The 21,295-nt window shown below is 71.2% G+C and carries 18 protein-coding genes; 6 read left to right on the top strand and 12 right to left on the bottom strand.

The window, feature by feature from the left end; all coding sequences use genetic code 11:
* The 9 genes from ACZ7J0_RS10775 to ACZ7J0_RS10735 all read right to left on the bottom strand — a co-directional run.
* Positions 1-968 (bottom strand): GMC family oxidoreductase (locus tag ACZ7J0_RS10775; RefSeq protein WP_470886016.1); only part of this gene is annotated, 968 nt, incomplete at its 3' end.
* Positions 965-2,524: an APC family permease gene (locus ACZ7J0_RS10770; protein ID WP_470886014.1), complete on the bottom strand. Its 1,560-nt coding sequence runs from the start codon at positions 2,522-2,524 to the stop codon at positions 965-967. The genes ACZ7J0_RS10770 and ACZ7J0_RS10775, both read right to left, overlap by 4 nt.
* Positions 2,525-2,614: 90 nt before the next feature.
* Positions 2,615-4,081, bottom strand: coding sequence for an aldehyde dehydrogenase family protein (locus ACZ7J0_RS10765; RefSeq protein ID WP_470886012.1), 1,467 nt, complete (start codon positions 4,079-4,081; stop codon positions 2,615-2,617).
* Entirely contained in the window at positions 4,074-5,204 is a 1,131-nt protein-coding gene (locus ACZ7J0_RS10760; RefSeq protein ID WP_470886010.1) for an aromatic ring-hydroxylating oxygenase subunit alpha, read from the bottom strand. Before ACZ7J0_RS10760 ends, ACZ7J0_RS10765 begins: the two co-directional genes overlap by 8 nt.
* A 13-nt stretch (positions 5,205-5,217) precedes the next feature.
* Complete coding sequence (gene solA, locus ACZ7J0_RS10755) at positions 5,218-6,375, bottom strand: N-methyl-L-tryptophan oxidase (RefSeq protein ID WP_470886008.1); 1,158 nt, start codon at positions 6,373-6,375, stop codon at positions 5,218-5,220.
* Between the two features lie 12 nt (positions 6,376-6,387).
* Positions 6,388-8,916: a GcvT family protein gene (locus ACZ7J0_RS10750; protein ID WP_470886006.1), complete on the bottom strand. Its 2,529-nt coding sequence runs from the start codon at positions 8,914-8,916 to the stop codon at positions 6,388-6,390.
* A gap of 37 nt (positions 8,917-8,953) precedes the next feature.
* Positions 8,954-9,220: a hypothetical protein gene (locus tag ACZ7J0_RS10745; protein ID WP_470886004.1), complete on the bottom strand. Its 267-nt coding sequence runs from the start codon at positions 9,218-9,220 to the stop codon at positions 8,954-8,956.
* Positions 9,220-10,305: an S-(hydroxymethyl)mycothiol dehydrogenase gene (locus tag ACZ7J0_RS10740; protein WP_470886002.1), complete on the bottom strand. Its 1,086-nt coding sequence runs from the start codon at positions 10,303-10,305 to the stop codon at positions 9,220-9,222. Before ACZ7J0_RS10740 ends, ACZ7J0_RS10745 begins: the two co-directional genes overlap by 1 nt.
* A 223-nt stretch (positions 10,306-10,528) precedes the next feature.
* Positions 10,529-11,347: an IclR family transcriptional regulator gene (locus ACZ7J0_RS10735; RefSeq protein WP_470886000.1), complete on the bottom strand. Its 819-nt coding sequence runs from the start codon at positions 11,345-11,347 to the stop codon at positions 10,529-10,531.
* Positions 11,348-11,504: 157 nt separating this feature from the next.
* Between ACZ7J0_RS10735 and ACZ7J0_RS10730 the strand changes: the two genes are divergently transcribed.
* The 4 genes from ACZ7J0_RS10730 (at position 11,505) to ACZ7J0_RS10715 (ending at position 14,620) form a co-directional block, all read left to right on the top strand.
* Complete coding sequence (locus ACZ7J0_RS10730) at positions 11,505-11,825, top strand: bifunctional 3-phenylpropionate/cinnamic acid dioxygenase ferredoxin subunit (RefSeq protein ID WP_468707898.1); 321 nt, start codon at positions 11,505-11,507, stop codon at positions 11,823-11,825.
* Positions 11,822-12,988, top strand: a complete 1,167-nt coding sequence (locus tag ACZ7J0_RS10725) for an NAD(P)/FAD-dependent oxidoreductase (protein ID WP_470885998.1) — start codon at positions 11,822-11,824, stop codon at positions 12,986-12,988. Before ACZ7J0_RS10730 ends, ACZ7J0_RS10725 begins: the two co-directional genes overlap by 4 nt.
* Before the next feature lie 259 nt (positions 12,989-13,247).
* Entirely contained in the window at positions 13,248-13,694 is a 447-nt protein-coding gene (locus tag ACZ7J0_RS10720) for an SPW repeat protein (RefSeq protein WP_470885996.1), read from the top strand.
* Positions 13,695-13,981: 287 nt separating this feature from the next.
* Positions 13,982-14,620, top strand: coding sequence for a LysE family transporter (locus ACZ7J0_RS10715; RefSeq protein ID WP_470885994.1), 639 nt, complete (start codon positions 13,982-13,984; stop codon positions 14,618-14,620).
* A gap of 96 nt (positions 14,621-14,716) precedes the next feature.
* Here the strand turns inward: ACZ7J0_RS10715 and ACZ7J0_RS10710 are convergent, their stop codons facing one another.
* Entirely contained in the window at positions 14,717-15,190 is a 474-nt protein-coding gene (locus tag ACZ7J0_RS10710) for a GNAT family N-acetyltransferase (RefSeq protein ID WP_470885992.1), read from the bottom strand.
* Between the two features lie 179 nt (positions 15,191-15,369).
* Between ACZ7J0_RS10710 and ACZ7J0_RS10705 the strand changes: the two genes are divergently transcribed.
* Together ACZ7J0_RS10705 and ACZ7J0_RS10700 are read left to right on the top strand one after the other, a co-directional pair.
* Entirely contained in the window at positions 15,370-16,641 is a 1,272-nt protein-coding gene (locus ACZ7J0_RS10705) for a ricin-type beta-trefoil lectin domain protein (RefSeq protein WP_470885991.1), read from the top strand.
* Positions 16,638-18,869: an RICIN domain-containing protein gene (locus ACZ7J0_RS10700; RefSeq protein ID WP_470885989.1), complete on the top strand. Its 2,232-nt coding sequence runs from the start codon at positions 16,638-16,640 to the stop codon at positions 18,867-18,869. Before ACZ7J0_RS10705 ends, ACZ7J0_RS10700 begins: the two co-directional genes overlap by 4 nt.
* Before the next feature lie 25 nt (positions 18,870-18,894).
* On the opposite strand, the gene ACZ7J0_RS10695 is transcribed toward ACZ7J0_RS10700, so the two are convergent.
* Positions 18,895-19,902, bottom strand: coding sequence for a GNAT family N-acetyltransferase (locus ACZ7J0_RS10695; RefSeq protein WP_470885987.1), 1,008 nt, complete (start codon positions 19,900-19,902; stop codon positions 18,895-18,897).
* A gap of 101 nt (positions 19,903-20,003) precedes the next feature.
* Positions 20,004-21,293, bottom strand: a complete 1,290-nt coding sequence (locus ACZ7J0_RS10690) for a hypothetical protein (protein WP_470885985.1) — start codon at positions 21,291-21,293, stop codon at positions 20,004-20,006.
* Positions 21,294-21,295 lie beyond the last annotated feature (2 nt).

The raw sequence follows: 21,295 nt of genomic DNA, 5'->3' as shown, positions 1-21,295 counted from the left end.
CATTGGCTGGAGGTGGTGGTCATGGGCTGTTTGGCCTGCCACATGATCACGCCTTCGGGGTGGTCCTGGAGGTTTTCGCCGACGCCGGGGGCGTCCAGGAGGACGTCGACGCCGACGTCGCGCAGGTGGGCGGCGGGGCCGATGCCGGAGAGCATGAGGAGTTTGGGGGTGTCGATGGAGCCGCAGGAGACGATGACGTCGCGGCGGGCGCGGACGGTGCGGGTGTGGATGAGGTCCGGGTCGAGGTATTCGGCGCCCGTGCAGCGGCGGTCGGCGTCGATGAGGAGTTTCTTGGCGCGGACGCCGGTGCGTATGACGAGGTTGGGGCGTTTGCCCATGACGGGGTGGAGGTAGGCCACCGAGGAGGACTGGCGGGTGTTGTTCTCGTCGGAGTTGATCTGGAACCAGTTCGCGCCGCGGATGACGGTGCGTGCGGTGTTGAACGGTGTGGTGGGGATGCCCTGTTGGGCGCAGGCGTCCAGGAGGGCGGCGCCGCAGGGGTCGGCGGATGTGACGTCGCGTATTTTCACCGGGCCGGTGCGGCCGTGGTGGTCGCCGGGGGCGTTGTTGTTCTCCAGGCGCTGGTAGAGCGGGAAGAGGTCGGCGGCGCTCCAGCCGGTGCAGCCGGCGGCTGCCCAGTCGTCGAGGTCTTCGGCGGGGGCCCAGAAGGCGATGCAGGAGTTGTGGGAGGAGCAGCCGCCGAGGACCTTGGCGCGGGCGTGGCGCATGAAGCTGTTGCCGCCGGCCTGCGGCTCGACCGGGTAGTCCCAGTCGTAGCCGGAGTCCAGCAGGCCCATCCAGCGGTCCAGGCGCAGGATGTTGTCGTCACCGACGTCGGACGGGCCGGCTTCCAGGACGCAGACGGTCACGGACGGGTCCTCGCTGAGCCGCGCGGCCACCACATTCCCGGCCGTCCCCCCGCCGACAACGACATAGTCAAAGGTGTCGGTGCAGCCGTGTTGGGTCATGAGGTGGTGGCCTCCTTCAGCGCGGCGGGTTCCGGAGTCGCGGACAGGGCGTGGTCGGCGAGGACGCCCGTACGGTGACGCTGGACGAACCAGTAGTAGGCGAAGCCGCCGCCCGCGATCACGCCGACGAACAGGACCGCTCCCCAGCGCAGGTACCAGTGGTAGGGGGCGGCGGCGTTGTAGACGGCGGAGCGTGGCCAGATCAGGTTCAGGGTCATGAAGCCGCCCCAGAGCACGGCGACGATGTTGACGGGCAGACCCCAGCGCCCGAGTGAGAACTTGCCCTCGGCCGGCTGCCACCTGCCGCGCAGGCGGGCGACCAGCATCGGGGCCGTGACCGTCAGATAGGCGACGTAGATCAGGATGATGCCGATGCTGGTGACGACGGTGAAGATCTGTGGCTGACGGATGTTCACCAGCAGGATGGCGAGCGCCAGTACGCCGATGATCACGGTGGGCAGGACGGGTGTGCTGAAGCGAGGGCTGACCTTGGCGAGGCGCGAGGAGCCCGGCAGGTTGTTGTCCCGGGACATCGCGAACGCCAGCCGGATGGCGGCGGTGTGCACGGCCAGTGCGCACACGGTCACCGCGATCAGTACGCACCACAGCATCGCCTTGCCGGCGGTCGGCCCGAGCACGTCGAGGACGACGTACTGGAGGCCGTCGGTGGAGAGCTTCTCGCCGCGCAGGTCGGAGACGCTCATCAGCGCGAGGAGCAGGATCAGCCCGCCGAGGAAGAAGGAGGCGACGATGGCCCTGATGATGGCGCGGGGGGCGTTGCGGGACGGGTCGAGCGACTCCTCGCCGAGGGACGCCGCGGTGTCGAAGCCGTACATGACGTAGGCGGACGCCAACGAGGCGATCAGGAAGGCTCCGAGATAGCCGAAGGGCTGGCCCTGGCCGGTGCCGGCGGTGTCGGTGACGACTTCGGGGCCGCGGACGACGTTGACGGCGAGCAGGACGATGAGGACGACGGTGGCGATCAGTTCGAGGAAGACACCTGCCGTGTTGATCCTCGCCATCAGCTTCACGCCGAAGGCGTTGACGACGGTGGTGAAGAGGATGAGGACCGCGGCGAGGAGGACGGCGTTCGTCGCCACGTCGTAGGGGCCGGTGCCGTCTCCCACGAACTGGAAGAAGGAGGAGATCTGCGGGAGTGTCAGCTGGTACGCGAGGGCCACGGCCGCGATCGACACGATCGAGGCGATCAGCATCATCCAGCCGGCGAACCAGCCGATGTGTGGATTGCCCAGTTTCTTGGCCCAGTTGTAGATCGAACCGGCGACCGGGTAGCGGGCGGCGAGCTCCGCGAAGCACAGCGCGACCATGAACTGGCCCACGAAGACCAGCGGCCAGGACCACCAATAGGCCGGCCCACCGCTCGCGTAGCCGAAGTAGAAGAGCTGGAAGGTGCCGGTGAGGATGGAGATGTAGGAGATGCCGGCGGCGAATGTGTGGAAGTTGCCGAGGGTGCGCTTGAGCTCGGGGCGGTAGCCGAACTCGGCGAGTTCGGCGTCGTCGTCGGCCTGCGGGGGGCCGGGGGGCGCAGAGGTCATGAGCAGCTCCTGGGACGTGGGCGGAGGGTCCTTCGGTCAGGTCGGTCAGGTCAGGTCAGGTCAGGTCAGGTCAGGTCAGGTCAGGTCAGGTCAGGCGAACCAACCCTGCGGCGCCGGGCTGGTGTTGCGCCAGATGTGCTTGGCCTCGCGGTACTCGGCGAGGCCGGCCGGGCCGAGCTCGCGGCCGGTGCCGGACTGCTTGAAGCCGCCCCACTCTGCCTGGGGGAGGTAGGGGTGGTAGTCGTTGATCCATACGGTGCCCAGACGCAGCCGTGACGCGACGCGGCGTGCTCTGCCCTCGTCGGAGGTCCAGACGGCGCCGGCGAGGCCGTAGATGGTGTCGTTGGCGAGGCGGACGGCCTCGTCATCGCTGGAGAATCGTTCCACCGTCAGGACAGGCCCGAAGGACTCCTCCCGAACGACGGACATCCGCGCGTCGCAGTCGTCGAGGACGGTGGGCAGGTAATAGAAGCCGTTCACGAGCGCGGGGTCGTCGGGGCGCGCGCCGCCGCAGCGCAGGACGGCGCCCTCGGCGAGGCCGGCGGCGACATACGCCTCGACCTTCGCGCGGTGCGCGGCGGAGATGAGCGGGCCGGTCCGGGCCTGCTCGTCGAAGGGGCCGCCAAGCCGGATCCCGCGTGCCCGGCGGACGACCTCGTCGACGAACCGGTCGTGCAGCGAGTCCTCGACGAGCAGCCGCGCGCCGGCCGAGCAGACCTGACCCGAGTGCAGGAAGACGGCGGTGAGCGCCATGTCGACGGCCGTGTCGAAGTCGGCGTCCGCGAAGACGATGTTGGGGTTCTTGCCCCCGAGTTCGAGGGCGACCTTCTTCACCGTGCCCGCGGCCGCGGCCATCAGTCTGCGTCCCGTCTGCAGACCGCCGGTGAAGGACAGCAGGTCGACGTCCGGGTGGTCGGCGAGGGGCGCCCCGGCCTCCGGGCCCGCGCCGAGGACGAGGTTGGCCACCCCGTCCGGCAGGCCGGCCTCGGCGAGCAGCCGCATGAGGTGGATGGCCGTGTGAGGAGTGAGTTCGCTGGGCTTCAGGACGAAGGTGTTGCCTGCGGCGAGGGCGGGGGCGACCTTCCAGGCCGTCTGGAGCAGCGGGTAGTTCCAGGGGGTGATCAGTGCGCACACCCCGACCGGCTCGTACACGACCCTGCTGTCCGTGTCGGCGCCGCCGGTGTCGACGACGCGGCCGGTCTCGGCGGGGGCGAGCCGTCCGAAGTAGCGGAAGCAGGCGACGATGTCCTCGATGTCGTACGCGCTCTCCACGAGCCGTTTGCCGGTGTCGAGGGACTCAGCGCGAGCCAGTGCCTCCTTGTCGCGGGCGAGCAGGTCGGCGACCCGGAGCAGCAGGTCGCCGCGCTCGGCGGCCGGGGTGTGGGGCCAGGGGCCCTCGTCGAAGGCGCGCCGCGCGGCGCCGACCGCGTCCGCGGTGTCCTTGCCCCCGGCCTCGTCGACCTCGCCGACGAGGGATCCGTCGGCGGGGCAGCGGATCTCGCGGGTACGTTCGTCGCGGGCCCGCACCCACGTTCCGTCGATGAACAGGTCAGGCATCAGCAACCCCCAGTTGCTCCGTGAGCCAGGTGTGGAATAGCGCGATGTGATGCTCGGTCGGCACCAGCACTCCCCCGCGGCGGTAGGCCCGGGACGCCATCGCGGGCTGTGTCCGCTCGCACGCGTCAAAGTCCTGTGCGTTCACCCGGTGGAACAGCTCCACCGATTTCGACACATCCGCGCCGGAGGCCACGACCTCGGGGGCGTACAACCAGTCGCACTCGACGACGGTGCGGTCGTGTGCAAGCGGGAACATGCGGTGCACGATCACATGGTCGGGGACGAGGTTGATGAAGACGGTCGGCTTCACGGTGATCGCGTAGTAGCGGCGGTCCTGTTCGGCCGCGACGCCGGGCAGCTTCGGGAAGCCCTCGCTGCCGTCGACCGTGAAGCCCTTGACGTCCTCGCCGAATTCGGCACCGTGGCCCACGTAGTACTGCGCCGCGTAGCCCTCGGCGAACTCGGGCAGCACATCGGTGAGTTCGGGATGGATGGTCGCGCAGTGGTAGCACTCCATGAAGTTCTCGACGATGAGCTTCCAGTTGGCCTTCACGTCATAGGTGATGCGCCTGCCGAGCGCGAGGTCCTCGGTGCGGTACCGCTCGATCGACGCGGCGTCGCCGAGGCGTTCCACGGCCGCGCCGATCACGCTCTCCTCGAACGACGGCGGCCGGGCGGCCAGACACACCCAGGCGTAACCGAGCCACTCGCGCAGGGCGACCGCGACCAGGCCGTAGGCGGTGCGGTCCACGTCGGGCATCTTCACCAGGTTCGGCGCGGCGACGAGCCTGCCGTCGAGGTCGTACGTCCAGGCGTGGTAAGGACATTGGAGCGTACGGCGCACCTCGCCCTGCTCCTGGGTGCAGAGCCGGGCGCCCCGGTGGCGGCAGACGTTCAGGAAGGCGCGCAGCTCTCCGGCCCGGTTCCGCGTGATGATGACGCTCTCCCGGCCGGCCTGGACGGTACGGAACGCCCCGGGCCTGTCGAGGTCGGCGCTGCGGACCGCGCAGAACCACATGGACTCGAAGAGCCGCTCCTGTTCCCGCCGGAAGATCTCGGGGTCGGTGTAGAAGTGGCCGGGCAGGGTCGCGATCAGACTGGGTGAGACGGGGGTGGTCGTCACGGCGTGCTCCTCCTCAGGCGGTCGTGGCGGTGGACAGCCGGCGGGGGTCGAAGAGCTCGATGGGGTGCTCGGTGGTGCCGGTCAGCGCCAGGTCGGCGACGATCTCGCCGACGACCGGCACGAACTTGAAGCCGTGCCCGGAGAAGCCGCAGGCCACGGTCACCGACTCGGGGTGCGCGGGGTGGCGTGCGATGACGAAGTGCTCGTCGGGTGTGTTGGAGTACATGCAGGTCGCCGCCTTCAGGAAGCGGCCCGGAAGGGTCGGGATCTGGTGGGAGAGGTGTTCGGCCATGGCCGCAACCTCGTGGTCGTGAACGGTCCGTTCGATCGTCTCGGGGGTGCACTCGGTGCCCTTGCGGAAGAAGGCGACCTTCGCACCGTGCTCCGGTCCGTCGATGGCGGGGAAGCCGTAGATCTGGACGTCGTCCGCGTTCTCCCAGATGTAGATCGGGTGGTTCTCGGGGACGAAGGGGGCGGTGCCGCCGTCGGGCTGGAACCAGTACATGACCTGGCGCTCGATGGTGAAGGGGACACCCAGGTCGGTGAGCAACCGGGGCGCCCACGCGCCGGGGCAGATCACGAGATGCCCGGCGGTGTAGGTGTTCTCGGCGGTGTGGACACGGACGCCGTCCCGGTAGGACTCCCAGCGCAGCACGGGCTCCTCGAAGTGGAGGTCGGCGCCGGACCGGGTGGCGAGCTGGAGGTGGGCGGCGACGGTGTTCTCCGGCCGGACGAGTCCGGCGCGCGCCTCGTAGAGCGCCACTTCGTCGTCGCGCGGGGTGAGGGTGGGGAAGCGTCGGCGGATCTCCTTGGCGTCGAGCATGTCGTGGGGCAGGTCCCACTGCTCCGCGGACAGCAGCGATCCGGCGACCGCTCGGGATTCCGGGCGGCCGAGCATGACGCCGCCGCACAGGGTGGCGACGTCGCGGCCGGTGTCGCGCTCCAGGCTCTCGTACAGCTCGTAGGAACGCAGCAGCAGCGGTACGTACGCCGGGTCCTCGAAGTAGGACTGACGGGTGATGCGTGAACCGCCGTGGCTGGAACCCCGGTTGTGGACGGGACCGAACTTCTCCAGGCCGAGGACGCGGGCTCCTCGCGCGGACAGATGGTGGGCGGCGGCGCTGCCCATCCCGCCGAGGCCGATGACGATCGCGTCGAAGGTGGGGGACATGAAGGGGCCTCCCTAGCGTCGGATACGGCTCATGCCGGGGTCGAACAGCGGCTCGTCGGCGACGGTGGCCGGGACCTTCTCACCGAAGTACTCCACGTGCACGCCCGTGCCCGCCGGAAGCGGCGGCAGCCAGGCATAGGCGACGCAGCGTCCGAGGGTGTACCCGTAGGAGGCGCTGGTGACGTACCCCACCGGGGCGCCGTCGACGTGGACCGGCTCCTTTCCGAGGACGACGGCCGCCGGGTCGTCGAGGAGGAGCGCGGTGAGCGCGCGTGCGGGCGGGGGTGCCTTCTCCAGCGCGTCGCGGCCGAGGAAGTCGCCCTTGTCCATCCGGACGGCGAAGCCGAGGCCCGCCTCCCCGGGGGTGTGCTCGGCGGTCATGTCGTGGCCCCAGGAGCGGTAGCCCTTCTCCAGCCGCAGGCTGTTGAACGCGGACCGGCCGGCGGCGATGACGCCGTGTTCCTGCCCGGCCTCCCACAGCGTGTCCCAGAGCCGCAGCCCCATGTCAGCGGTGGTGTACAGCTCCCAGCCGAGCTCGCCGACGTAGCTGAGCCGCATGGCGGTCACCGGAACGTGCCCGAGGTGGGTCCGCCTGGCGCGGAAGTAGCCGAAGCCTCCGTGTGAGAAGTCGTCCCGGGTCAGCGGCTGTACGAGGTCGCGGGCGAGCGGCCCCCAGACGCCGACGCAGCAGGTGCCGGAGGTGATGTCGCGGATGTGGACGTCGTCGGGGGCGTGGCGCAGCAGCCAGTCCTCGTCGGCCGGGGAGTTCGCGCCGATCTGGAACCGGTCGGGTGCGAGCCGCGCGACGGTGAGGTCGGAGCGGATGCCGCCGGTCTCGTCGAGGAGCAGGGTGTAGGTGACGGCGCCGGGTTTCTTGGCGAGGTTGTTGGTGGTCATCCGCTGGAGGAAGGCGAGTGCGCCCGGGCCGGTGACCTCCAGTCTCCGCAGCGGCGTCATGTCGTAGAGGGCGACCCTCTCGCGGGTGGCCTTCGCCTCGGCGGCGGCGATCGGGGACCAGTGGCGGGCGGACCAGTCGTCGCGTGGTGGCAGGTCCAGGCCCTCGGCGAGGGGCGCGTTCGCTTCGTACCAGTGCGGGCGCTCCCAGCCGCCGCCCTCCAGGAAGTACGCGCCGAGCTGCTGCTGGCGTGCGTGGAAGGGGCTGACGCGCAGCGGACGCGGCTGGTCCATGGGTTGCAGCGGATGCAGGACGTCATACACCTCGACGAACTGCTGGGCGCCCCGCTCGGCGACGTAGGCCGGGGATCGCTGGGCGTCCTCGAACCGGGTCAGGTCGCATTCGTGGACGTCGGTGGAGGGCCGTCCGTCGACCATCCACTCGGCGACGGCTCGGGCGACGCCCGCGGAGTGGGTGACCCAGACGGCTTCGGCGAGCCAGAAGCCGCGGAGGGTCCTTGTCTCCCCGAGGACCGGCATCCCGTCGGGGGTGAAGGAGAAGACGCCGTTGAAGCCCTCCTCGACCCCGGACGCGCGCAGGTCGGGGAGCAGTCGGCGGCAGTCCTCCCAGCTCGGCGCGAAGTCCTCCTCGGTGAAGGGCAGCGAGGACGGCATGACGGGGGCGTCGTCGAAGGGAAGGACACCGAAGGGATCGACGGGCAGCGGCTTGTGGGCGTAGCTGCCGATGCCGAGCCGGTCGGCGTGCTCGCGGAAGTACAGGTCGCGGTCCTGGAACCGCAGGATCGGCCGGGACGCCTCGGTGCGCGGGTCGTTCGCCCCGGCGAGAGCGGGTAGGGGCGCTGTCTTCACGTACTGGTGCGCGAGCGGCAGCAAGGGGATGTCGATGCCGGCCATACGGCCGATCACCGGGCCCCAGAAGCCGGCCGCGGAGACGACGTGATCGGCCGGGAAGGTGCCCCGGTCGGTGACGACGGCGGTGACCCGACCGCCGTCCTGCTCGATGGCGGTGACGGTGTGCCGGCCGAGGAAGCGGGCGCCGCGCCCGGTGGCCCGCTCCCGCTGGGCCCGGCAGGCGTCGACGGCGCGGGCGAGCCCGTCGTCGGGGGTGTGGAATCCACCGAGGAGCTGGGTCTCGTCGAGGAGCGGCCAGAGCTCCTTGCAGCGCTCCGGAGACACGAGCGCGCCCCTGATGCCCCAGGAGGCGGCGTAGCCGGCCCGGCGGTGCAGATCGGCCCAGCGTTCCTCGGTGGTGGCGAGTTCCAGGCCGCCGACGCGGTTGAAGCACGGCAGACCGTCGACTTCGAGGGCGCTGAACTTCTCGACGGTGTAGGCCGCGAACTCGCTGAGGGTCTTGGAGGGGCTGGTACGGAAGACGAGACCGGGCGCGTGGGAGGTGGAGCCGCCGGGGGCCGGCAACGGCCCCTGGTCGAGGACGGTGACGTCGGTCCAGCCGCGGGCGGTCAGTTCGTCGGCGAGGGAGCAGCCGACGATGCCCGCGCCGATGACGACGACTCGGGGAGCGGCGTGACGGGGGGCTGCGTCACGGGGAGTGGACGCGTGGGGTGCGGGGGCGTGGGGTGCGGTGGTGCGAGGTGCGGGCGTGCCGGGGTCGGGCGTGCTGGACATGCCCCTCCTTGAGTCGGGTGGGGTGAGGACTGTGAGGTCAGGCGGCCGGCACGTGCGGCCGCTCGGCGGCGATCGTCGTGTCGGGGCCGTGTCCCGTGTGCACGACGGTGGCGCCGGGCAGCGGGAGCAGCCGCTGCCGTAGGGACGCCACGATGGCCGGGCGGTCCGCGTACGAGCGCAAGACGTTGTTGTCGACGTCGTGCGTCTCGCCGTCGAGGCCGAACGTCCCGCGAATGACGACGCGTTCGGCCCGTACGGCCTGCCGCTCCCGGTCGGCGGCCGCCGCACTGTCGCGTACGCCCATCAGAAGACCACCACCGAGCGCAGCACCTCGCCCCGGCGCATCTTCTCGAAGGCTTCTTCGACGTGGTCGAGCGGGATCGTCTCGGTGACGAAGGCGCCGAGGTCGAGTCCGCCGCTGAGGTACTGGTCGATGAGGACGGGAAAGTCGCGACTGGGCAAACAGTCCCCGTACCAGGACGACTTGACGGCTCCACCCCGGGAGAAGAGGTCGATCAGGGGCAGGTCGACGCGCATGTCGGGGTCGGGGACGCCGACTTGGACGAGTACCCCGGCGTGGTCACGCATGTAGAAGGCCTGCGTGTACGTCTCCGGGCGGCCGACGGCGTCGATGGCGACGTCGACGCCGAAACCGCCGGTGAGGGCGCGTACGGCCTCGACAGCGTCCGTGCCCGTGGGGTTCACGGTGTGCGTGGCTCCGAAGTGGGTCGCGCCGTCGAGCTTGCGGTCGTCGATGTCGACGGCGATGACGCGTCGCGCTCCGGCCAGCGCGGCGCCCGCGATGGCGGCGTTGCCGACGCCGCCGCAGCCGATGACGGCGACGGTGTCGCCCCGGCCGACGCTTCCGGTGTGGACCGCGGCGCCGTAGCCGGCCATCACTCCGCAGCCGATGAGACCCGCCGCCTCCGGCCGGGCGGCGGGATCGATCCGTACCGCCTGTCCTGCGGCGACAAGGGTCTTCTCGGCGAACGCGCCGATGCCGAGAGCGGGCGAGAGCGGCGTGCCGTCGCCGAGTGTCATCGACTGCGTGGCGTTGCGGGAGTCGAAGCAGTACCAGGGGCGGCCGCGGCGACAGGAGCGACAGGATCCGCAGGGGGCGCGCCAGGCGAGGACGACGTAGTCGCCGGGGGCGAGGTCGGTGACGTCGTCTCCGACGGCGTCGACGACGCCGGCCGCCTCATGGCCGAGCAGGAAGGGGAACGCGTCGTTGACGGCGCCTTCCCGGTAGTGGAGATCCGTGTGGCAGACCCCGCACGCCTGGACGGAGACGAGCACCTCACCGGGGCCGGGGTCGGGCACGAGGATCGTCCGCACCTCGACGGGTGCGCCCTTCTTCACAGCGACGACGGCACGGACCTCATGGGGCACGGCGGCACTCCTCTGCTGTTGCGCATTGCACGATGGGTTGCGCGATGGGGAACATACTGGGAAGCCGGTGAAGTGAACGTCAAGGGGGCGGAGTTAAAGGCGCGCAAAAGGCGGGGCGCTGTGAAATCCGTTCCTGACACAACGAAGCGGGGCCGGGTTCTCCCCGGCCCCGCTTCTGTCGCGGGCGGCGCTTGTGCCTCGCGACGCCGCCCTGCGCGCAGGGTCAGATGCCGTATCCCATCCGCCGCGAGAGGCCGTCGGCCGCGGCGACGGTGCGCCTGGCCAGGTCGGGCAGGCGGTCGCGGTCCAACCGGTAGGCGGGGCCCGACACGCTGATCGCGCCGATGACCCGGCCGTCGTGGGCCCGGACGGGGGCGGCGACGGCGTTGAGGCCGATCTCCAGCTCCTCGGTGACGACGGCGTAGCCGCGCTGATGCACGGTGTCGAGCTCGGCGCGCAGCACGCCCGCGCCGGTCACCGTGTGCTCGGTGAATCTGGGCAGTGTCCGGGCGAGCAGTCCCTCGCGCAGCGCCAGCGGCATGTAGGCGAGCAGCACCTTGCCGCTTGAGGTGGCGTGCAGGGGAGTCCGCCGGCCGAGCCAGTTCTGCGCGGTGACCGACGCCGAGCCGCGCGCCTGCATGATGTTGACCGCCGCGTCGTCGTCGAGGACGGCGATGTTGACGGTCTCGCCCAGCTCGTCGGCGAGTTCACGGCAGACCGGCGCGCCCTCCTGCGAGATGTCCAGGCGCACTGCGGCCGCCCCCGCCAGGCGCAGTACACCCGCCCCGAGGAAGTACTTGCCGCGGTCCTCGGCCTGGGTCACAAGCCCCCGGTTCTCCAGGACACCGAGCAGGCGGAAGGCCGTGGACTTGTGCACGGCCAGTTCGTCGGCGATGTCGGTGACGCCGGCTTCGCCGTGCCGGGCGAGGATCTCCAGCACGCTCACCGCCCGGTCCACGGACTGGATGGCTCCTGCGGCGCCCTTGGGTGTGCGTTCCGGCGTCTCCTGCGTCTGATCAGCCACTGTCTGATTGCGGGACATAGCTCAACTCTCACCACCTTGCGGCCGGTTGGGGCCGCATCTTCTGGAAGCCCTTGACGCCGTGGGCATCCCGACCGGATTCTGTTGCGCATAGCGCTCCCTCATGCGCCATACGAAACATCATGTTACCCAGAGTCCTGGACCACGAGGGGGGCCCGTGATTCCCGTCTGCCGCCTTGAAGACCTCCCTGCGGGCGAATCCGTCCGCATCGACACCACTCCGCCGATCGCGGTGTTCAACGCCGACGGCGAGCTCTTCGCCATCGACGACACGTGCAGCCACCAGGACGCCTCCCTCTCCGAGGGATGGCTCGAAGGCTGCCTGGTCGAATGCCCGCTCCACGCCGCCTCGTTCGATCTCCGCACCGGGCAGCCGACCTGTCTGCCCGCCCGCCGCCCCGTCCGTACCCACCGGGTCACCGTCGCCGACGGCGTGATCCATGTGAGCCCCGCCGCCGAGGAGGGCACCGCCGCATGAGGACCGTGACGGTGGTCGGAGCGTCACTCGCCGGGCTGTACGCGGCGCGTGAACTCCGCGCCCAGGGCTTCGCCGGACGACTGGTGATCGTCGGCGAGGAACCGCACCGCCCGTACGACCGCCCGCCGTTGTCCAAGGAGTTCCTCGCCGGGACTGCCGGTGAACCGCGACTCGCCCTCAGCGACCCGGAGGAGGAGAGGGAGCTCGCCGCGGAGTGGTTGCTGGGGACACGCGCCCGTGGGCTCAACCCGCGTGGCCGCACTCTACTCCTGGACGACGGGCGCGCCATCGCCACGGACGGCGTGGTGATCGCCACCGGGGCGACCGCCCGCCGGCTCCCCGGCAGCCGCGGGCTCGCGGGCGTGCACACCCTTCGCACCCTCGACGACGCGCGGGCTCTGCGGGCCGCGCTGACCGGCGGCGCACGGCGGGTCGTGGTCGTCGGCGGTGGCTTCATCGGCGCCGAGACCGCCTCCACCTGCGCCGGGCTCGGTCATGACGTCACCGTCGTCGAGGCCGCGCCGCTGCCGCTCGCCGGGCAACTCGGGCCTGAGATGGCGGCGGTGTGCGCGGGGCTGCACGCTCGCGGCGGGAGTCGACTGATCGCGGGCGTGGGCGTGGCCGCGCTGCACGGGGGGACGGCCGTCACGGCCGTCGAACTCGCCGACGGACGCGTCCTGCCCGCGGATGTCGTGGTCGTCGGCATCGGAGCCGTACCCGCCACCGACTGGCTCGCGGGCTCGACGCTCGCGCTCGGCGACGGCGTGCTGTGCGACGACGGGTGCGTCACCGCGCTGCCGCAGGTCGTGGCCGTGGGGGACGTGGCGCGGGTGAGCGGGGTGCGGGCCGAGCACTGGACGAGCGCGACCGAGCAGCCGGCCGTGGCCGTCCGCAATCTGCTGGCCGGACGGACCGTCGCCGCTGTGCGTCCGCTCCCCTACTTCTGGTCGGACCAGTACGGCTCGCGGATCCAGTTCGCGGGGCGGCGACACGACGGTGACAGCGTCCGCATCTCCGAGGGGTCCACGGACGAGGGCGCTTTCCTCGCCATGTACGAACGCGACGGCCGCACGACGGCGGCGCTGGCCGTCGACCGCCCGCGCCCCTTCGCGCGGGTGCGCCGGGAGCTGGCGCGGGCGCACCAGGCGGCGCCTGCGGCCTGAGCCCAAGTACCCCCTTATGACGTCCCGGTGAGCCGTGGACCGATCTCACGGAAAGTTCTCCCCGGTCACGGTGAGTACGAGATCGACCCTGTGCGGCGCCGTACGGCCGCTGTGGGGCACGTCCCGGAACACCGAATCGTCGCCGCCGAAACAACCGGGCCGACTTATCTACACATAAGGGGCAGATAAGAGCACAATGGGATCGCGACCCAAGGTCGTGCTCGGTCAGACGTGTACACGCTAGAAGGAGGCGAGTCGTATGGCCGACGTCTCTCACCGTCGTGGCGACATCGCGGGACACCCGGACGCATCCGAAATGCGGGAGCGCTACGCCCGCATGCTGGGAACCCGAGGTGTGACAGCGGTCGAGGAGCTTGTGATCCTCGCTGGAATCTACGCCGCGATCTCCGCCTGGACGGTTCACTTCGCGGCCGCCAAGCCGGAACTGGCCATCAGCAATCTCATCGTCGGTATCGCCCTCGCAGTCGTAGGACTGGCGATGTCCATGGCACCCGAAAGGTCGCAGGACCTCAACTTCGTCGTCCTGCTCATGGGTGCCTGGCTGATCGTCTCCCCATGGGTGGTCTCGCGTGACGCCGGCACCGGAGCGATCCTCAGCAACGTGATCACGGGAGCCTGCGTGTGTCTGTTCGCGCTGGTCGCGGGCGGCCTGCTCATGAGCAAGGGCAGGAGGAATACCACCTGACCCCACGAGTGACGGTGCCGCACCTCTGACGCGGAGCGGGGTGCGGCACCGTTCCCATGCCCGCGCGATGTCCCTCGCCGGCCGTGAAGTCCCGTGCCGCCGTAATTCCGTTGCCTCTGCCCGCGCGCGCCGCCGTAATTCCGTTGCCTCTGCCCGCGCGCGTGCCGCACGATCTGCGCCATGAACCCGACCTTCACCGCCTCGCCGCTGCTTGCCCCCGTCGACCGACCGGCGCGCGGGCAGCAGCAGCGGACAGGCCGCCGCCGGAGGCCAACACCTGCCGTCGCGTGAGCGGCGCGCTGGTCGCGGGCCTGCTCGCCGGCTTCGGCATCGCCATGCCGGTCGGGGCGGTCGCGACCTATCTGGTGGCCCTCACCGCTCGTACGTCCCTGAGGACCGGCGCCGCCGCGGCCATGGGCGTCGCGACCGCGGACGGGCTCTACGCACTGCTCGCCACGGCGGGCGGCTCCTGGCTCACCCACCTCGTCGAGCCGCTCGTGGGGCCGCTGCGCCGGGTCTCGATCGTGGTCCTCGTCGCCCTCGCCGCCCACGGCACGGTCGCGGCCGTCAGGCGCTACCGCGACAGGGACCGACGGCCCGACCCGTCCGACGACGAAAAGTCCCCGAGCTCTCTGCGCGCCTATCTGGGCCTGCTGGGCCTCACGATGCTGAACCCCCTCACGGTGATCTACTTCGCCGCGCTCGTTCTGGGCAGCCGGAGCGCGGCCGCCCCCGATCCTCTGGAACAGACCGTCTTCGTCCTGGCCGCGTTCGCGGCCTCCGCCGGCTGGCAACTGCTTCTCGCCTGCGGCGGAGCGCTGCTCGGCCGCACCCTCACCGGGGACCTGGGGCGGCTCCTCACCGCCGTGGTCTCCAGCTTGCTGATCACCGGGATCGCCGTCGACCTGCTGGTACGGGCACCCTGACCCGACCGGTCCGACCGCCAGGGCCCAGAGGGCACGTGACCCCCTGGGCGCCAGTCAACGATCGCCAGGCGGCGCGTGGCCGACCTGGGGTGCCCGTCAGCGGTCGGCAGGCGGATGGATGGGCAGCACCATGTCCGGGCGGTCCCACATCACCGCGGGCGGCCGCGCCACGACCGTGGACACGCGGCGCGCGCCCACGCCGAGATAGAAGCCCTCGGCCGGCGGGTGCGAGACGACGCGGACCTCCGCGATGCCCGCCTCGCGGGCCTCCCGCGTCATATGGGCGATGAGCAGGCGGCCGATCCCGAGCCCCTGCGCCGCGTCGGAGACGAACAGCAGGTCCAGCTCGGGCGGGTCGAGGACCAGGGAGTAGAAGCCGAGCACCACGCCGTCCGGGCCGAGGGCGACGAAGACCCTGTGCGCCTCGATGTAGTCGGGACCGACGCGGTACTGGGCGACCATCGGCGCGTACGGGCCCTCATAGGCGCGGGACGAGCGCACCAGCTTGGTGAGCCGCTTGGCGTCGCGCGCGCTGGCGCGCCTGATCCGTGGGCCAGAGCTGTCCGTCATGTACCGAGCATGACGCACGCCCTCGTCGTGGCCGGCGGGAGGCTCGAGATCTGGTCCAGACCAGACTCTTGACAGGCCATTGGTTCACTTCTTAAATCACGTGATGAAGTAAGTCTCCCGAGTCTTTCGATATGTCATATGCATGACACATCACCCTCCGTCTTCCGGAAGGGAACGCCATGAACCCCCCACGCCTCCCGCGACGCCTGATGCTCTGCGCGGTCTCCGCACTGGCCCTCGTCTCGGCCCTCACGGCCCCCCAACTCACCACCGCCGCCACCGCCTCCACGACGCCCGCCACGACCGCGGCCACCGCCGCCGTGACGTTCGCCGACGAGTTCGACGGGCCTCAAGGGGCAGCCGTCGACCCCGCCAAGTGGCAGATCGAGACCGGCGACAACGTCAACAACCACGAGCGTCAGTACTACACCGCCGGCAACCGCAACGCCGCACTCGACGGCCAGGGCCATCTGGTGATCACTGCCCGCCGGGAGAATCCCGCCAACTACGCGTGCTGGTACGGCAGATGTGAGTACACCTCGGCGCGCCTCAACACCGCCGGCCGTTTCACCACCACGTACGGACGTGTGGAGGCCCGGCTCAAGGTGCCCCGCGGGCAGGGCATGTGGCCCGCCTTCTGGATGCTGGGGAACGACATCGGCCAGGTCGGCTGGCCCGCGTCCGGCGAGATCGACGTGATGGAGAACGTCGGCTTCGAACCGTCCACCGTCCACGGCACCCTGCACGGCCCCGGCTACTCGGGCTCCGGCGGCATCGGCGCCGCGTACGGCCTGCCCGGCGGCCAGGCGTTCGCCGACGCCTTCCACACCTTCGCCGTGGACTGGTCCCCGGGCTCGATCACCTGGTCCGTCGACGGCACGGTCTACCAGCGGCGCACGCCGGCGGATCTGGGCGGGAGGCAGTGGGTCTTCGACAAGCCCTTCTTCCTGATCCTCAACCTCGCGGTCGGCGGTTACTGGCCGGGGGACCCCGACGGCGGCACCGCCTTCCCACAGCAGCTCGTCGTGGACCACGTACGGGTCACCACGGCCGACAACCCTCCCGCGGGCGGCGGTGCGGTCACGGGCCTCGCGGGCAAGTGCGTGGACGTCGCCGGCGCCAATCCGGCCAACGGGACGCCCGTACAGCTCTACGACTGCAATGGCACCGCGGCGCAGCGCTGGACCGTCGGCTCGGACGGTACCCTCCGCGCGCTCGGGAAGTGCCTCGACGTGGCCTCCGGCGGGACGGCCGCGGGAACGGCCGTGCAGCTGTGGGACTGCAATGGCACGGGCGCACAGCGCTGGGTCGTCACCGCCGCGCGCGACATCGTCAACCCGCAGGCCGACAAGTGCCTGGACGTCACCGGCGACAACGCGGCCAACGGCACGCGGCTGCAGATCTGGACCTGCACGGGGGCCGCCAACCAGAAGTGGACGGTGGCAGGATGACCCTCATCCGTCATCGGCACCACGGCCCCCGTCGGCGGCCGGTGACCGCCGCGCTCGTCGTGGCGGCATCGGTGTGGACCACCCTGGTCGCGGTCTCCTCGTCGCAGGCCGCGCCCCCGGCCGCCCCGCGCGCCGCCGCCCCACCGGCCGGCTGGGCCACCGTGGTCAGCGCCGCGAGCGGCAAGTGCGTGGACGCCCGCGCGGCGGCGACCGCCGACGGCACCGCGGTCCAGCAATACGCCTGCAATGGCAGCCAGGCCCAGCACTGGCAGCTCCAGGCCACCTCCGACGGGTTCTTCCGGGCCGCGAACCGCACGGACGGATCCAAGGTGTGGGACGTCAAGGACGTCTCCGCCGCGGACGCCGCACCCGTCCAGCTGTGGACGTACGGCGGAGGGCCGAACCAGCAGTGGCAGCCGGTCGAGGAGCCCGGCGGTACGTTCCGCTTCGTCAACCGGCACAGCGGCAAGTGCCTCGACGTGCCGGGCGCGTCCACCGGTGACGGTGTGCGAGTGCAGCAGTGGTCGTGCAATGGCACCGCCGCCCAGTCGTTCCGCATCACCCCGGTCGACGCCCCGCAGCCGCCCGGAACACCGGACTTCGGCCCGAACGTCGTCGTCTTCGACCCCTCGACCCCCGCAGCGACGATCCAGAGCCGCGTCGACGCCACCTTCCGGCAGAGGGAGACCGACCAGTTCGGGGCCGGCCGCACCGCCTTCCTCTTCAAGCCCGGCACCTACGACGTCGACGTCAACGTCGGCTACTACACACAGGTGTCCGGCCTCGGCCTCTCCCCCGACGACGTCCATGTCCGCGGCGCCGTCCATGTGGAGGCGGACTGGTTCCAGGGCAACGCCACGCACAACTTCTGGCGCGCGGCCGAGAACCTCTCCGTCACACCGACGTCCGGCACGGACCGCTGGGCCGTGTCCCAGGCGGCGCCGTACCGGCGGATGCACGTACGCGGAAACCTCCAGCTCGACGACGGCGGTTGGTCCAGCGGCGGGTTCATGGCCGACACCAAGGTCGACGGCCAGGTCCGCTCGGGTACGCAGCAGCAGTGGCTGTCCCGCAACACCCAGTGGACCGGCTGGAACGGCTCCAACTGGAACATGGTGTTCGTCGGCGCGCAGAACGCCCCCGCCAACAGCTTCCCCAACCCGCCCTACACCACGGTCGACCAGACCCCCGTGGTCCGCGAGAAACCCTTCCTGTACGTCGACCAGGCGGGCGCCTACAAGGTGTTCGTGCCTGCCCTGCGTACCGCCTCACGCGGCACGACCTGGGGCAACGGCACCCCGCCCGCCGGTACGTCCCTTCCCCTCGATGACTTCTTCATCGTGAAGCCGGGAGCGACCGGGGCCCAGATGAACGCGGCGCTGGCCCAGGGCAAGCACCTCCTGGTCACGCCGGGGGTGCACCATCTGAGCGAAACGCTGCGGGTGTCCCGGCCGGACACGGTCGTCCTCGGCCTCGGCCTCGCGACGCTCGTGCCCGACAACGGGATCACGGCCCTGTCGGTCGCCGATGTCGACGGCGTCAAGGTCGCCGGACTGCTCGTCGACGCGGGCCCCACCCCTTCGACCACGCTGATGCAGATGGGCCCCTCCGGGTCCTCCGCCGACCACGCCGCCAACCCGAGCTCGATGCACGACGTCTTCTTCCGCATCGGCGGCGCGGGCGTCGGCAGGGCCACCACCAGCCTGGTCGTCAACAGCGACCATGTCATCGGCGACCACTTGTGGCTGTGGCGCGGCGACCACGGAAGCGGCATCGGCTGGAACACCAACACCGCGGACACGGGACTCGTCGTCAACGGCGACGACGTCACGATGTACGGCCTCTTCGTCGAGCACTACCAGAAGCATCAGACGGTCTGGAACGGCAACGGCGGAAGGACGTACTTCTACCAGAACGAAATGCCCTACGACCCGCCCAACCAGGCGGCGTGGATGGACGGTTCGACCCAGGGCTACGCGGCGTACAAGGTCGCGCCGTCCGTCACCAGCCATCAGGCCTTCGGTCTGGGCAGTTACTGCTTCTTCAACGCGAACCCGAGCGTGGCCGCCGAGCGCGCCTTCCAGGTGCCCAACACGCCGAACGTCCGTTTCCGGAACATGGTGACCGTCTCGCTGGGAGGCACCGGCACGATCCGCCATGTCATCAACGACCGGGGAGGTCCGTCCAACTCCACCACGAACGTGGCCCAGTTGGTGGCCCACCCCTGAGCCGACGCGTCGGTGGGCCGGTGGCTCAGGGCTCCGCGCGGTACAGCACCTGACGGGCGTCCCATTCGACGAAACTGTCGGCGAGGGTCATTCCGAGGGCTTCCAACAGGTGGCGTGAGCGGCTGTTCGCCTCCTGCGTGACCGCGAAGACAGGGGCCGTCGCCAACGCCAGCGACACAGCCGCCGCCACCGCCTCGCGCGCGTAGCCGCTTCCCCAGTGCTCCGGCAGGAACTGGTACGACACCTCGGTGGCGCCGTCGTCCCTCGCCCGCGGCTTCAGCGTCACCACACCGGTCACCACGCCATCGGCCTCACGTACGACGCAGAAGACCCCCGGAGCGCCGACACAGGCGCGCTCCCACACCCGCACCTTGTCCTCGGCGACCGGGCCTCCGAGATGGCGACGGACGTCCGGGTCGGTCCACAGACGGCGGACCGCCGGGACGTCCGCGGTCTCGACAGGGCGGAGCAGGAGGCGGGGCGTGCGGAGGGTTCCGGGGGTATCGCGTTCCAGGACCAGGGCGCTCCAGCTCACGCCACCGCGTCCGTGCAGGTCCCCGCGACGGCTGGCATGGACGGGGTGGAGGCCATGGCCCTCGGCCAGGCCGATCGTCTCCGCGGCGCCGACGTCGAACATCCGCCGGCCTGCCGGCACGGGACCGTGCCGCAGGGTCATCGCCACCCGGCCGCCGTGGGCGAGGAGTCCGGCGACGCGCGGGAGCGCCGACGCGCGCTCGTGTGCGTCGAGGTGCATCCAGACGGCGGTCAGCAGGATGAGGTCGAACCGCTCCTCCCGGCCGCGCAGCGTGGTGAGGCCGGGGAGCGCGTCGTCCCTCCACTCGACGGAACGACCGGCGTGGATGCGCCGGCCCAGCGCGCGCAGTTCGGCGGTGGGTTCCACGGCGACCACACGGTGGCCGAGGGCCGCGAGGGCGGCGGCGTCCCGGCCGCTGCCCGCGCCGATGTCGAGAACGCGGGCGGGCGCCGCGGGGATGAGATGCAGCATCTCGCGGTGGACGTCGGTGAAGGACACGCTCTCGTACTGCTCGGCGAGCGCTTCGGCGTCCTGCGCGTATCCGGCGGTGCCGGCGGGGCTGTTCAGTGTCGACTCCTCGATCTCCGGGGAATGGAGCGTCAGTTGATCCGGCGCAGAAGCGATTCGAGTGCGCCGGGACGCCGGCCCGGCACCCGTCGGCGCAGCTCGAGAAGCGCGGGAGCCAGGGCCCTGGCGGTGTCGGCCTCGGCGTTCTGGAGGTGCTCCCACTGGTGGTGGGCGCGGTCGACGGCCGCCTCGACGTCACCGTCGGTCGGAACCAGGCCCGCGTCCAGCCGCGCTCGGGCCGCGGCGAGCCACAACTCACAGCTGCGAGAGGGGACGTGGGCGAGCCGGGCCAGGTCGGCCCGTACTTCCAGCCAGTGGATCGCCTGCGGCGAGCCGGGGCCGTGTGTACGCAGCGCGTGCTGCTCCCACGCGGCCGCCGCCCCCGCCGCCTCGTCGTGCCGGCCCGCACGGGCCGCGGCGAGGATCGCCGGGTGCGGATCGGTGTCGGGGGGCGGAGCGGGTACGGGTACGGGCGGTGCCGGCGAGGAGACTGGGGCGGCCGGGGCGGGTGTGGTCGGAGCGGCGGGCGGGGCAGGGGCCGTACGGGATGCGGCTGCCCGTTCCTCGCCTGCCCTGGTTTCGGCGGGCCGGGGTGCGGCTGTCGGGGAGGCCGGGGCGTCGGCCGCCAGGAACAAGGCGCCGTCGTCCGTTCCGGCCCGGATCATGGCCTGTTCATGCAGGACGGGCAGGGACGGCCGGGCGCCGCTGCGCCAGATCGCGGCGCAGGACTTCAGGTAGACGGGCGCCGCGACCGTACGGCGTGGTGGCGGCGGGGCGACCCGACCGTACAGACTGGTGCCGTGCCCCAGGGAGAGGAGGGTGGTGTGCTCGGTCAGTTGCCGCCAGACCTCGTCGTCGGCGACCAGGTCGACGACGACTCGCGTGGTGCCCGGTCTGCGGAGCTTCAGCTCTCCCGCGAGCCAGTGCCACGGCAGCGCGCTGTAGCGCAGCGTCGCCGGTGCCGTACGGGCGAGGGCGAGATGGGGCAGCCGCTGGCGGCGGTCCAGGTGAAGCTGGCCCACGATGTAGAGGGACAGCGGGCCGGGCGAGGCCGCAGCGGCCCGGAGCCGCGTCAGAACGGTCTGCGGATCGAGCGGATCCGCCAGCTCGATCACCGTGGCCGCGTCCGTACCGGTCAGGGCGCTCGGCGGCACTGCCGCGAGGGCGTGCAGCACGGACGTCGCGTCGACGACACGGCTTCTGCCGACCGGGGCGGCGGCGAGCAGCAGCGCCGTACCGGCCGCGCACGCCGGGTCGGCGGGCTCCTCGACCACCTCGTTGATCACCACAACAGCACCGTAGTCCCCCGGCGGCTTGTCCATGT

Source organism: Streptomyces sp. NPDC038280 (assembly GCF_055600045.1).
The sequence above is the reverse complement of the archived record's forward strand: the minus strand, read 5'-3'. Positions and strand labels throughout refer to the sequence as shown.